Annotated in this window: 12 protein-coding genes; 5 read left to right on the top strand and 7 right to left on the bottom strand. The window is 72.0% G+C overall.

Annotation, left to right across the window (positions count from 1 at the left end):
• Positions 1-20: 20 nt before the first annotated feature.
• Complete coding sequence (locus tag AOA12_RS02185) at positions 21-1,379, top strand: DUF2252 domain-containing protein (RefSeq protein WP_054679527.1); 1,359 nt, start codon at positions 21-23, stop codon at positions 1,377-1,379.
• A gap of 331 nt (positions 1,380-1,710) precedes the next feature.
• Here AOA12_RS02185 and AOA12_RS02180 read toward each other — a convergent pair whose 3' ends face one another.
• From AOA12_RS02180 to AOA12_RS02160, 5 genes are all read right to left on the bottom strand, one after another.
• On the bottom strand, positions 1,711-2,142 hold the full coding sequence (locus AOA12_RS02180) for a heat shock protein transcriptional repressor HspR (protein WP_054679524.1): 432 nt from the start codon (positions 2,140-2,142) through the stop codon (positions 1,711-1,713).
• 29 nt (positions 2,143-2,171) lie between these two features.
• Positions 2,172-3,158, bottom strand: a complete 987-nt coding sequence (locus AOA12_RS02175; protein WP_054679521.1) for a DnaJ C-terminal domain-containing protein — start codon at positions 3,156-3,158, stop codon at positions 2,172-2,174.
• 14 nt (positions 3,159-3,172) lie between these two features.
• The gene (locus AOA12_RS02170; protein ID WP_054679518.1) at positions 3,173-3,769 is read right to left on the bottom strand and encodes a nucleotide exchange factor GrpE; all 597 of its coding nucleotides are present in this window, start codon (positions 3,767-3,769) and stop codon (positions 3,173-3,175) included.
• A gap of 2 nt (positions 3,770-3,771) precedes the next feature.
• A complete protein-coding gene (gene dnaK, locus AOA12_RS02165; RefSeq protein ID WP_054679515.1) occupies positions 3,772-5,631 on the bottom strand; it encodes a molecular chaperone DnaK in 1,860 nt (619 codons plus the stop codon).
• A gap of 204 nt (positions 5,632-5,835) precedes the next feature.
• Positions 5,836-6,531 carry a TetR/AcrR family transcriptional regulator gene (locus tag AOA12_RS02160; RefSeq protein ID WP_054679512.1) on the bottom strand — a complete coding sequence of 232 codons (696 nt, stop codon included), beginning with the start codon at positions 6,529-6,531 and terminating at the stop codon, positions 5,836-5,838.
• Between the two features lie 140 nt (positions 6,532-6,671).
• Between AOA12_RS02160 and AOA12_RS02155 the strand changes: the two genes are divergently transcribed.
• Both AOA12_RS02155 and AOA12_RS02150 read left to right on the top strand, forming a co-directional pair.
• On the top strand, positions 6,672-7,217 hold the full coding sequence (locus tag AOA12_RS02155; RefSeq protein WP_054679509.1) for a hypothetical protein: 546 nt from the start codon (positions 6,672-6,674) through the stop codon (positions 7,215-7,217).
• Between the two features lie 83 nt (positions 7,218-7,300).
• Positions 7,301-8,641 (top strand): MFS transporter, encoded by a 1,341-nt coding sequence (locus AOA12_RS02150; protein ID WP_054679506.1) that lies wholly within the window; start codon positions 7,301-7,303, stop codon positions 8,639-8,641.
• A gap of 89 nt (positions 8,642-8,730) precedes the next feature.
• Here AOA12_RS02150 and AOA12_RS02145 read toward each other — a convergent pair whose 3' ends face one another.
• Both AOA12_RS02145 and AOA12_RS22935 read right to left on the bottom strand, forming a co-directional pair.
• Positions 8,731-9,759 carry a zinc-binding dehydrogenase gene (locus AOA12_RS02145; protein ID WP_054679503.1) on the bottom strand — a complete coding sequence of 343 codons (1,029 nt, stop codon included), beginning with the start codon at positions 9,757-9,759 and terminating at the stop codon, positions 8,731-8,733.
• A gap of 172 nt (positions 9,760-9,931) precedes the next feature.
• A complete protein-coding gene (locus AOA12_RS22935) occupies positions 9,932-10,498 on the bottom strand; it encodes a MarR family winged helix-turn-helix transcriptional regulator (RefSeq protein ID WP_197281033.1) in 567 nt (188 codons plus the stop codon).
• A 97-nt stretch (positions 10,499-10,595) separates the two neighbouring features.
• Between AOA12_RS22935 and AOA12_RS02135 the strand changes: the two genes are divergently transcribed.
• Both AOA12_RS02135 and AOA12_RS02130 read left to right on the top strand, forming a co-directional pair.
• A complete protein-coding gene (locus tag AOA12_RS02135; RefSeq protein WP_054679500.1) occupies positions 10,596-11,009 on the top strand; it encodes a hypothetical protein in 414 nt (137 codons plus the stop codon).
• 62 nt (positions 11,010-11,071) lie between these two features.
• Entirely contained in the window at positions 11,072-11,791 is a 720-nt protein-coding gene (locus tag AOA12_RS02130; RefSeq protein WP_054679497.1) for a sirohydrochlorin chelatase, read from the top strand.
• Positions 11,792-11,861: the final 70 nt, after the last annotated feature.

The following is an 11,861-nucleotide window of genomic DNA, read 5'->3' as shown; positions in this document are numbered from 1 at the left end:
CAAGCTGCCAATATGGGCGCATGCCCGTTGCCGACTGGACAGTCCCCCCGCCGACCCCCGTGCTGCGAGAGGCGGGAGAGGCGGCGCGCAAGACGACGCCGCGCCGGCTCCTGGCCGAGCTCGAGACGTCGGGGCGCGACCCCCTCGGCATCCTCGACGCGCAGAACGCGACGCGCCTGCCCGAGCTCGTGCCGCTGCGCGTCGAGCGCATGTCGGCGAGCCCGTTCGCCTTCTACCGGGGCACCGCGGCGCTCATGGCCGCCGATCTCGCGCGCGGGCCGAGCACCGGCATCCAGGTCGCCTCCTGCGGTGACGCGCACGTCGCCAACTTCGGCTTCTACGCCTCGCCGCAGCGCACGCTCGTGTTCGACCTGAACGACTTCGACGAGTCGGCGTGGGCGCCCTTCGAGTGGGACCTGAAGCGTCTCGTGACGAGCATCGTCATCGCGGGCCAGGCGACGGGCCGCGACGAGACCGTGACCCGCCGGGCCGCGCACGCGACGGTGCACACCTACGCGCGCGCGATGCAGGCCGCGAACGCCGCGACGCCGCTGCAGCGCTACTTCGCGCACTTCGACGCCGACAGCGGCATCGGTCCGCACGACGACGGCTCGCGCGAGGTCGTGCAGGCGGCGATGAAGGGCGCCGCCAAGCGCACGGGCGAGCGCGCGGCGCGCAAGCTCACCGAGCGCGGCGACGACGGACGCCTGCGGTTCATCGAGCAGCCGCCCACGATGGTGCACGCCGACGAGCGGGTGCGGGATGCCGTGGACGACGTCGTCGCGGCCTACATGGCCTCGACGCGGGTGGACGTGCGGCTCGTGCTGAGCCACTACTCGGTCTCCGACACGGCACGGCGCGTGGTGGGCGTCGGCAGCGTCGGCACGCGCTGCTACATCTCGGTGCTCGAGGACGGCGACGGCCGGGCGCTGCTGCTGCAGACCAAGGAGGCGGGATGCAGCGTGCTCATCGAGCACGGCGGATGCCCGCAGCCGCCGTCGCTGCTCGAGCACATCGACGCGAACGGCGAGGGCGGCCGGGTCGTGGCGCTGCAGCGGATCCTGCAGGGCGTGTCGGACCCGTTCCTCGGCTACCTGCGGCGCGACGGCTTCGACTACTACGTGCGGCAGTTCCGCGACATGAAGTACGGCATCGACGTCGAACAGCTCGGCGACGGCCCCTTCCACCGCTACGCGCTCGCGTGCGCGGCCGTGCTCGCGCGGGCGCACGCGCAGTCGCCGCGCGCCGGCGAGGTCGTCGGCTACCTGGGCGGCGGCCGCCGCGCCGCGGCCGCGGTCGTCGACTGGTCGTACGCCTACGCCGACCTCTCCCGCGCCGACTACGACGCCTTCGTCGCGGCGTATCGCCCCGCTGGTTGAGGAGCCGCCGTGCCCCACCCCGCTGGTTGAGTAGCCGCCGCAGGCGGCGTATCGAAACCCGTGTAACGCACCGTGAGAAGGGTCTCGATACGCTCGCGGCTCCGCCGCGAGCACTCGACCAGCGGGAATGAGACGCACCCACACGCCCGACCCACACTCCCGCTGGTTGAGTAGCCGCCGCAGGCGGCGTATCGAAACCCATGTAACGCACCGTTAGAGGGGTCTCGATACGCTCGCGGCTCCGCCGCGAGCACTCGACCAGCAGGAGGGGAAGGCGGTTCCGCCGCGGGCGGCGTATCGATCAGAGGGAGGGAGGGATGCCGCGGTGTCGTCAGTCGTCCTGCGGGTGGGGGCGCCACAGCACGACCTCGGTCGCGCGACGCACGCGGGTCCCCTGGCGCAGCGTGACGACGGCGCCCGAGGCGCCCGCGGCGAACACGCGCGCACCGCGCCGCTGGTCGATCTCGTCGCGCAGCTGCTGCTCGAGCTCGCCGACGCGCGCACGCAGCGCGCGCACGTGGTTCTCCAGCTCGATGATCCGCGAGATCGCGGGCAGGCTCACGCCCTCGGCCGACATCGCGGCGACCTCGCGCAACTGCTTGACGTGCCGCAGCGAGTACCGTCGCGACCCGCCCTGCGTGCGCGCGGGCACGACGAGGCCGAGGCGGTCGTACTGACGGAGGGTCTGCGGATGCATCCCGGCGAGCTCCGCCGCCGCCGCGATCGCGAAGATCGGCGTCTCCTCGTCGATGTCGTCCGGCATCCGGCTCACCTCCGTCTCTCCCGCCGCCGCTACTCGCGCGCCTTCGCCATGAGGTCGGCGCGCGGGTTCTCCTTGGGCTCGACCGCGTGGTACTGCTCCAGCGCCTCGCGCGCACGGCCCTCCAGGTGCGACGGCACGACCACCTGCACCTCGGCGAGCAGGTCGCCCGTGCCCTTGGCCGACTGCACGCCCCGGCCCTTGACCCGCAGCACGCGTCCCGACGGGGTGCCGGGCGCGACGCGCAGCTTCACGGGGTCGCCGCCCAGCGTCGGCACCTCGATCGTCGCGCCGAGCGCCGCCTCGGTGAACGTCACGGGAACCGTCACGCGCAGGTTCAGCCCGTCGCGCGTGAACACCGCGTGCGGACGCACCGCGACGGTCACCACGACGTCGCCGGCCTCGCCGCCGTCGGGCGACGGACGCCCGCGGCCGCGCAGCCGGATCTTCTGCCCGTCGGCGACCCCCGCGGGGATCTTCACCTTGAACGGCTTGCCCTCGGCGCCCTGCAGGGTGATCGTGTCGCCCTTCACGGCCGTCGCGAAGTCGATCGTCGTGCGCGCGGTGACGTCGGCGCCGCGCTGCGGGCCGCCGTAGCCGCGGAAGCCGCCGGTCGGCTGGCCGAAGCGCCCCGACCCGAAGCCGCCGCCCTGCTGCTGCCCGAACATCGCGAAGATGTCCTCGAAGTCGGGCTGCCCGCCGCTGCTGCGCGTCGTGAAGCGGCTGAAGACGTCCTCGAAGCCGCCCGTGCCCTGGCCGCCCGCGGTGAACCGGGGCGCGCCGGCGCCCATCGCACGGATCTGGTCGTACTCCTCGCGCTGCTCCTTGTCGGAGAGCACCGAGTACGCCTCGCTGATCTCCTTGAACTTCGCCTCGGCGACGGGGTCGCCCTGCGTCGAGTCGGGGTGGTACTTGCGCGCGAGCTTGCGATAGGTCTTCTTCAGCTCGGCGTCGGTGACGTTCTTGTCGACCCCGAGCACCTTGTAGAAGTCCCTATCGAACCAGTCCTGGCTGGCCATGTGTCTCCTTCTGACTACTCGGCGGCGACGGCCACGACGACCTTCGCGGGGCGCAGCTCGATCGCACCGAGCCGGTACCCCACCTCGACGACCTCGAGGATCGTCGGGGTCTCGGCACCGGGGGTGGGCACCTGCACGATCGCCTCGTGCTGCAGCGGGTCGAACACCTCGCCCGCCGCGCCGTAGCGCTCCACGCCGAGGCGCGCCACGACGGCGCGCAGCTTCTCGGCGATCGCCAGCAGGGCCGAGCCCTCCGCGAGGTCGCCGTGCTTCTCGGCGCGGTCGAGGTCGTCGAGCACGGGCAGCAGGCCCGAGGCCACCGAGCCCTTGGCGCGCTCGATCTCGATCTCGCGCTGCTCCTCGGTGCGCCGGCGGTAGTTGGCGTACTCCGCCTGCACGCGCTTCAGGTCGAGCAGCAGGTCGGGGTTCTCGGCGTCCACGACGGCGGCCTCGTCGGTCTGCTCCGTGCCGAGGATGTCCTCGATCGTGAGCTCGTCGTCGCCTGCGGCGTCCTCCTGCAGGTCGGGGTCGGGGCGGGCCGCCTCATCGGCGGCCGCCTCCGACCCCTCACCACCGGGGACCTCGTTCTCGTCGAAGTCCTTGTCGGTCATAACTACTTCTTCTCGTCCTCGTCCTCGACGACCTCGGCGTCGACGACGTCCTCATCCGATGCCGGCTGCTCGCCCGCGGGCTGCTCGTCAGCGGCATCCGCCGACGCCTGACCCGCCGCGTAGAGCGCCTCGCCGATCTTGCCCTGCGACTGGCTCAGCTTGTCGAAGGCGTCCTTGACCGTGTCGTCGTTGTCGCCGGCGAGCGCCGTCTTGAGCGCGTCGACGTCGGCCTGCACCTCGGTCTTGATGTTCTCGGGCAGCTTGTCCTCGTTCTCCTTGAGCAGCTTCTCGACGGAGTAGGCGAGGGTCTCGGCCTGGTTGCGCGTGTCCTGCGCCTCGCGGCGCTTCTTGTCCTCGGCGGCGTGCTCCTCGGCCTCGCGCACCATGCGGTCGATGTCCTCCTTGGGCAGCGACGAGCCGCCCGTGATCGTCATCGACTGCTCCTTGCCGGTGCCCTTGTCCTTCGCTGACACGTGCACGATGCCGTTCGCGTCGATGTCGAAGGTGACCTCGATCTGCGGGATGCCGCGGGGCGCCGGCGCGATGCCGGTGAGCTCGAACGTGCCGAGCGGCTTGTTGTCGCGCGTGAACTCGCGCTCGCCCTGGAAGACCTGGATCGCGACCGACGGCTGGTTGTCGTCGGCGGTCGTGAACGTCTCGCTGCGCTTGGTCGGGATGGCCGTGTTGCGCTCGATGAGCTTGGTCATGATGCCGCCCTTGGTCTCGATGCCGAGGCTCAGGGGGGTCACGTCGATGAGCAGCACGTCCTTGCGCTCGCCCTTCAGCACACCGGCCTGCAGCGCGGCGCCGACGGCGACGACCTCATCGGGGTTGACGCCCTTGTTGGGCTCCTTGCCGCCCGTGAGCTGCTTGACGAGCTCGGTGACCTGCGGCATGCGGGTCGAGCCGCCGACGAGCACGACGTGGTCGATGTCGCCGACCTTGACGCCCGCCTCGCGGATGACGTCCTCGAACGGCTTCTTGGTGCGGTCGAGCAGGTCCTTCGTGAGCTCCTCGAACTTCGCGCGGGTGAGCGTCTCGCTCAGCGACACGGGGCCCGAGTCGGTCAGCGACAGGTAGGGCAGGTTGACCGACGTGCTCGTCGACGACGAGAGCTCCTTCTTGGCCTGCTCCGCAGCCTCCTTGAGACGCTGCAGGGCGATCTTGTCGCCCGAGACGTCGACGCCCGTCGTGTCCTTGAACTGCTTGATCAGGTAGTCGACGACGCGCTGGTCCCAGTCGTCGCCGCCGAGGCGGTTGTCGCCCGCCGTGGCGCGCACCTGGATCGTCGAGAAGTCGTCGTCCTTGCCCACCTCGAGCAGCGAGACGTCGAACGTGCCGCCACCGAGGTCGAAGACGAGGATGAGCTCGTCCTCCTTGCCCTTGTCGAGGCCGTACGCGAGGGCCGCGGCGGTGGGCTCGTTGATGATGCGCAGCACGTTGAGGCCGGCGATCTCACCGGCATCCTTCGTCGCCTGGCGCTCGGCGTCGTTGAAGTACGCGGGCACCGTGATGACCGCGTCGGTCACGGTGTCGCCGAGGTAGGTCTCGGCGTCGCGCTTGAGCTTCTGCAGGATGCGGGCCGAGATCTCCTGCGGGGTGTAGTTCTTGCCGTCGATGGCCTGGGTCTTCCAGTCGGTGCCCATGTGACGCTTGACCGAGGTCAGCGTGCGGTCGACGTTGGTGACGGCCTGGCGCTTGGCGGTCTCGCCGACGAGCACCTCGCCGTCCTTGGTGAACGCGACGACCGAGGGGGTCGTGCGGAATCCTTCGGCGTTGGCGATGACCTTCGGCTCGCCGCCCTCGAGGACGGAGACGACGGAGTTCGTCGTACCGAGGTCGATGCCCACTGCACGTGCCATGTGTGTTCCTTTCGGTGTTCGAGTGCCGGCGCGCGGCGCCGGCCTGTCGAGATCGTGAAGTCTGCGTGGTTGAGCCGGATGGGCTCAAGATGTCATGCCTTAGACAGTACGCCCTCCGCAACACCCTGTCAAACGAACTTGATACAACTCATGTCAAGTTTTCAGCCACTCCCCTCTCGGCAGACGAGCAGGCACCGGGGCGGGTCAGGGGGCGGGCGGGGGCGTGGCGCCGCGGGCGATGACGGCGAGCAGCGCGGCGCCGAGCTCGTGGCCGGAGGCCTCGGGCGGCTGCCGCCCCTCGCGGGCGCTCTCGCCCGCGACGAGCAGCGTCGCGACCCAGGCGGCGAACACGGCGGCGGCGCGGGCGCGCGGCACGAGCGAGTCGACGCCGTGGCCGCCGCGCTCGCGCGCGTCGGCGGCGATGACGTCCTGCGCCCGCACCCAGCTGTGCAGGATGTGCCCCGCGATCTCGGGCGGCCCGCCGCCCAGGAACTCCACCGTCGGATACGGCGCGGGCATCTCGTCGTAGCGCCGGTCGGTCCAGCCCTCCCGCGCCATGACGCCCAGCGCCGCCTCGACGGTGCGATCGATCGGCTCGTCGACCGGCCGGGCGACGATCGCCGCGACGAACGCGTCGAGCCAGTCGTCGAAATAGGCGAGCAGCATGGCCGCCTTCGACGGGAAGTGCAGGTAGATCGTGCGCACGGCGACGTCGGCGGCATCCGCGATGCCCTCGACCGACGTCGCCTCGTAGCCCCGCTCCGCGAACAGCCGGTCGGCGGCCACGAGGATGCGGGCGCGCGTCGCCGCCCGGCGTCTGTCGGTGCGCGTCGACCCGCCCGCGCCCGATCCGCCCGCGCCCGACCTCTCTGCGCCCGATGGCGAAGCGGAGCCGACCATGTGGCAACTATAGGCGGCGGCACATTTCTGCCATCATGCTACTAATACAGTGTGTGCAGTTCTCTGCCTCGCCCCAGGCCCGCACACCCCGACCCGCATCCCCACCCCGCACGTCCCCCCACCCCGCACAAGGAGCACGCATGACCGAGAGCGCCCCCGACGCTCGCCGCACCACCGGTCGGCGCTCGCTGCTCGCCGCAGCGGCCTGGTCGGTCCCCGTCGTCGCCGCGGCGGTCGCGGCGCCCGTCGTCGCGGCCACCACGACGCCGCAGGACGCGGGCGACCTGCTCGTGACGATCACGCACGTGAAGAGCCAGACCCGCCCCGGGTACGACACGCTCTTCTCGCTCACGCCCTCCTCGGCGGCCGTGCCGATCCCGCAGGGCACGCTCGTCACGATCGAGGTGACGGGAGTGCACAGCCGCCTGTGGACGGTCGTGTCGTCGCAGTTCGACTACGTGAGCACCGTCGTCGACCCGCCCGGCGACTCCGTCAACGCGAACCACACCGCGTCGACATACCTGACGAGGCTCCCCTTCGCGTCGACGCACAGCATCGGCCTCTACTCCGTGCAGTGGCGGGACAGCCGGCTCTGGGGCCTGCGCGTGACGGCGACGCTGCCGGCGGGGTGGAGCGCGGGGCCGAACGCGGTCCTCGCCGCGACACAGGGACCGCTCTACCCCTGAGGACCCGGGTGCGCCAGTAGCCTGAGCACGTGCTGCGACGTCGCAGCACCGGTCGTTCACCGAAGGGACCTAGCGTGACGAGCATGGACGCATCGCACCGACCGCGCGGCGTGCTCGCCTGGGCGCTGTGGGACTGGGGGTCGGCCGCCTTCCAGGCCGTCGTCACGACGTTCGTGTTCAGCACGTTCCTGGCATCCCGCGCGTTCGTCGACCCCGCGATCGTCGCGGCGGCCGGCGACGACCCGAACGACCCGGCGCTGACGCGCGCACTGGCCGAGAACGCGAGCTTCATCGGCCTCGCGCTCATGGTCGCCGGCATCCTCATCGCCGTGCTCGCGCCCGTGATGGGACAGCGCTCCGACGGATCGGGCCGGCGCAAGCTGTGGCTCGGCATCAACACCGCGCTCGTCGTGTTCGCCATGGCGGCGATGGTGTTCGTCGAGGGCGCCCCCGAGTACCTCGTGCTCGGCGCGACGCTGCTCGCCGTCGGCAACGTGTTCTTCGAGTTCGCGAGCGTCAACTACAACGCGATGCTCGTGCAGGTCTCGACGCGCGAGACCATCGGCCGCGTCTCGGGCTTCGGATGGGGCATGGGATACGTCGGCGGCATCGTGCTGCTCCTCGTGCTGCTCGTCGGGTTCATCGGCCTCGTCTCGAGCCCGGGCCCGCTCGGCATCACGACGGAGGGCGGCCTGCACATCCGTCTCGCGGTGCTGGCGTCGGCCGTGTGGTTCGCGGTCTTCGCGATCCCCGTGCTGCTGCGCGTTCCCGAGATCCCGGCCCGCGACGACGTCGAGCGCGTGGGCTTCTTCCGCTCGTACGTGCTGCTCGCGCGCACGCTCGCCGGCCTGTGGCGCACGAGCCGCCAGGTGCTGCTCTTCCTGCTCGCGAGCGCGGTCTTCCGCGACGGCCTCGCGGGCGTGTTCACGTTCGGCGCGATCATCGCGGCGCAGGTCTTCGGGTTCAGCGCCTCGGAGGTGCTCTACTTCGCCGTCGCGGCCAACGTCGTCGCCGGCGTCTCCACGATCGCCGCGGGGCGCCTCGACGACGCGTTCGGGCCCAAGCGGGTCATCATCGTCTCGCTCGTGGGACTCGTCGCGGCGGGGCTGGCGGTGCTGTTCATCGGCACGGCGAAGACGGGGTTCTGGATCCTCGGCCTCATCCTGTGCATGTTCGTCGGCCCCGTGCAGTCGGCGTCGCGCTCGTTCCTGGCGCGCATCACGCCGTCGGGCCGCGAGGGCGAGATCTTCGGGCTCTACGCGACATCCGGCCGGGCGGTGTCGTTCATGGCCCCCGGCCTGTTCGCGCTGTTCGTCGCGGCCACGGGCGACACGCGCCTCGGCGTGCTCGGCCTCGTGATCGTGCTGCTCGCGGGCCTCGTGCTCATGCTGCCGGTGAAGGCGGAGCAGGCCGAGATCTCATAGGCCTGGACGCGTCCGGTTACGACGGTCGCAGAAGACGCGGCGGGCGGGGGTGCGAGCCTCACCTGCACGCACCCCCGCCCGCCGCGGGCTCAGTGCGCGAACTCGAAGACGCCCTTGCCGGCGTCCTGCCGGTCGAACCAGGCGTAGGCCTCGGCGGCCTGCTCGATCGTCCACGAGTGCGAGAACAGGTCGTCGACCGGCAGGCCGTGCGACACGACGTAGTCGGCGCAGCGCTGCTGCTCCATCCACGACATCGTCCACGACGTGAACAGCGTCCACTGCTTCTTGTAGACGAGCTGCGTCGTGAACTCGACCTTGCCGGGAAGGCCGATGAACGCGGCGCGGCCGTACGTCCCCAGCACGCTCAGCGCGTCGGCGCCGGCGTGACCCGACGTCTCCAGCACGACGTCGACGCCGCGACCCTTCGTGTGCTCGTTCACGACGTCGACGAGCGGCTGCGTGCGCGAGTTGACGACGACCTCGGCGCCGAACCTCTTCGCCTGCTCCAGGCGCTTGTCGTCGACGTCGACGGCGATGACGCGGGCGCCCATCGACGCCGCGAACATCACGCCCGACAGCCCCACGGGGCCCTGGCCGAACACGGCCGTCCAGGTGTCGCCGATGCCGCCGAGCTGCTCGATGCGCTTGATGCCGCCCCACGCGGTGCCCGTGCCGCAGCCGATCGCGGCGCCGGCCCTGAACGACAGCTCGTCGGGCAGGGGCATGAGGCTGCTCGACGGCACCTTGAGGTAGGGGGCGTGGCCGCCGTTGGCGTGCGTGGCGAGGGCCTGGCCCGGGGCCACCTCGCACATCTGCGGCCAGCCCTCGCGACAGCGCCGGCAGGAGCCGCAGCCCCAGTAGTGATGGATCATGACGCGGTCGCCCACCTTCGCGACCCGCGGGTCGACGCCCTCGCCGACGGCATGCACGACGCCGCACGGCTCGTGGCCCTGCACAATGCCCGGGGCGACGGGGAAGCTGCCGTGGTAGAAGTGCAGGTCGCTGCCGCACATGCCGGATGCGCGGTTCTCGACGACGACCTCGCCGTATCCCGGCGTCGGGTCGGGGAACTCCTTGACGACGGCCGTGCCGTCTCCGGGGAAGACGATTCCTCGCATGCGGGCCTCCTTGCTCTCTGCGGCTCTTCCGTGCCCGCGCGCGACGACGCCCGGGCGCTTCCATCGTGTCATCGGGCACACGAACGATGCAAGCAAAATGTGTGATGCCTAATATTTTATCCCCGCACCGCCGCGCCTCCGGAAAGCAGCGGGAGCCCGCGGGGATCGCGCGCTACTCGCGCGGCCACGCATCGGCAAGCCGGGCCAGCAGCCGGGCGAGCTCGGCCCGCTCGGGCGCGGTGAACCCCTCGAGCGCCGTCGCGAGCTGGTCGCGGCGCCGGCCGCGGAAGCCGCGCACGAGCCCGGCCCCCTGGTCGGTGAGCGCGATGCGCGTGCGCCGCGCGTCGGCGGGGTCGGCCTCGCGGCGCACGAGACCCATCTCGACGGCCTGCTGCACGAGCCGCGACGCCCGCGGCTGATCGACGCCGATCACGTCGGCCGCCTCGCTCACCGAGAGCGGGACGGATGCCGCGGCGAGCGCCTCCAGCAGACGCAGCCGTGCCGGCCCGCCGATACGCGCGCCGCGCATGCCGTCGGGCTCCGGCCCTTCGCCGCGGCCGTGGTCGTGGTCGTGACCGCGCTCGTGGCCGGGCACTCCCCCGCGCCGGTGCGGACCGTGGTGGCCGTGCCGGTGCGGACCCCCGCGGGCGCCCCCCGGACCGCGCCCGCGCAGCGCGCCGAGGGCGCCGAGGATCACGTCGAGGTCGTCGGGGGCGGCGGGGCGGTCGGCATCCGTCATCCCGCCAATGTACATGCGACTTGACATGCATCGCATTCCATGTCACTATACATATACATGTCAACTCACATGCATCCATCCCGAAAGGACCTTCGCCATGAACTCCACCCCTCAGAATCACTTCCCCGCCGACGACCGCTCCGACGACCGCTGCGGTCGCCCGCACCGCCACGGCCGCCCCGGCCCGCGCGAGCACGGCTACGGCCGCCCGAACGAGGACGGCTACGGCTACGGCCGCCCCGGCCTGAACGAGTACGGCCCGCGCGAGCAGCGCCACGGCCGCCCCGGCCCGCACGAGCACGGCCGCCCCGGCCCGCACGAGCACGGCCACCGCGGCCCGCACGAGCACCGCCGTCGCGGTCGCATCCGCGTGCAGCGCGCCTTCGAGCGCGGGTTCGAGCGCGGCTTCGCCGCCGGCCTGGCGCGTGCCGCCGCCGACCCGGTGGACGCGTCCGCCGCCGACGCGGAGCGCGCATCCACCGCCGGTCCCACCCCGTCGCACGAGGCCTGAGCCCCGCCGTGCGGGGCGACCGCGCCCGGCGCACGACGCGAGGAGTGCGTGAGAATGGGCGCATGCCCTCTCGCGCACTCCTCGCCATCTCTCACGGCACCGCGTCGCCCGCGGGCCAGAGCGCCGTCTCGGCGCTCGTCGACGCCGTCGCCGCGGCGGCGCCCGACGTCGTCGTGCGCCTCGGGCACGTCGACGTGCAGCAGCCCGACGTCGAGGCGTCGCTCGCCGCGCTCGACGGCCCCGTCACGATCGTGCCGCTGCTGCTCTCGGCGGGCTACCACGTGCACGTCGATCTCGCGGAGTCGGTCGCCGAGCGCGCCGACGCGGTCGTCGGCCCCGCACTCGGCCCCGATCCGCGCCTCGCCGAGGTGCTCGCGGCCCGCCTCGACGCGCTCGTGCCCGGCGGGCTCGACGCCGACCACGCCGTCGTGCTCGCCGTCGCGGGCTCCAGCGACGAGCGCGCCAACGACGACTGCCGCACGGTGGCGACCCTGCTGGCGGAGCGCATCGGCCGCCCCGTCTCGGTCGGCTTCCTCGCCGCCGCCGAGCCCCGCCTCGACGCCGCGGTCGCCGCCGCGGCTGCGGACGGCGCACGGCCCGTCGTGGCGACCTATCTCATGGCGCCCGGCTACTTCCACGACCTCACGGTGCGGCTCGCGGGCGGCGCCCCCGTCGCCCGCCCGCTGCTCGACGACGACGCGCCCGCCGACGCGCTCGTGGCGATCGTGCTCGACCGGTATCGCAGAGGATCGGGCATCGAGGCCGTTCCGTCAACTGCGTGACGCACTGTTACAGAGCGTTCCGAAGGATGACGCCTCGGATGTCGTCGATCGCCGCGAGGGCGCATAGTCT

The organism is Microbacterium sp. No. 7, assembly GCF_001314225.1.
Lineage (GTDB): Bacteria > Actinomycetota > Actinomycetes > Actinomycetales > Microbacteriaceae > Microbacterium.
Note: the sequence above shows the minus strand (reverse complement) of the source record. Positions and strands in the feature narration are given on the sequence as shown.

Bases quoted from the DNA above. Each gene is read 5' to 3' on its own strand.
- AOA12_RS02150 (WP_054679506.1), top strand. From the start codon at position 7,301: ATGGACGCATCGCACCGACCGCGCGGCGTGCTCGCCTGGGCGCTGTGG.
- AOA12_RS02145 (WP_054679503.1), bottom strand. From the start codon at position 9,759: ATGCGAGGAATCGTCTTCCCCGGAGACGGCACGGCCGTCGTCAAGGAG.
- AOA12_RS02180 (WP_054679524.1), bottom strand. From the start codon at position 2,142: ATGCCGGACGACATCGACGAGGAGACGCCGATCTTCGCGATCGCGGCG.
- AOA12_RS02135 (WP_054679500.1), top strand. From the start codon at position 10,596: ATGAACTCCACCCCTCAGAATCACTTCCCCGCCGACGACCGCTCCGAC.
- AOA12_RS02130 (WP_054679497.1), top strand. From the start codon at position 11,072: ATGCCCTCTCGCGCACTCCTCGCCATCTCTCACGGCACCGCGTCGCCC.
- AOA12_RS02185 (WP_054679527.1), top strand. From the start codon at position 21: ATGCCCGTTGCCGACTGGACAGTCCCCCCGCCGACCCCCGTGCTGCGA.
- AOA12_RS22935 (WP_197281033.1), bottom strand. From the start codon at position 10,498: ATGACGGATGCCGACCGCCCCGCCGCCCCCGACGACCTCGACGTGATC.
- dnaK (WP_054679515.1), bottom strand. From the start codon at position 5,631: ATGGCACGTGCAGTGGGCATCGACCTCGGTACGACGAACTCCGTCGTC.
- AOA12_RS02175 (WP_054679521.1), bottom strand. From the start codon at position 3,158: ATGGCCAGCCAGGACTGGTTCGATAGGGACTTCTACAAGGTGCTCGGG.
- AOA12_RS02160 (WP_054679512.1), bottom strand. From the start codon at position 6,531: ATGGTCGGCTCCGCTTCGCCATCGGGCGCAGAGAGGTCGGGCGCGGGC.
- AOA12_RS02170 (WP_054679518.1), bottom strand. From the start codon at position 3,769: ATGACCGACAAGGACTTCGACGAGAACGAGGTCCCCGGTGGTGAGGGG.
- AOA12_RS02155 (WP_054679509.1), top strand. From the start codon at position 6,672: ATGACCGAGAGCGCCCCCGACGCTCGCCGCACCACCGGTCGGCGCTCG.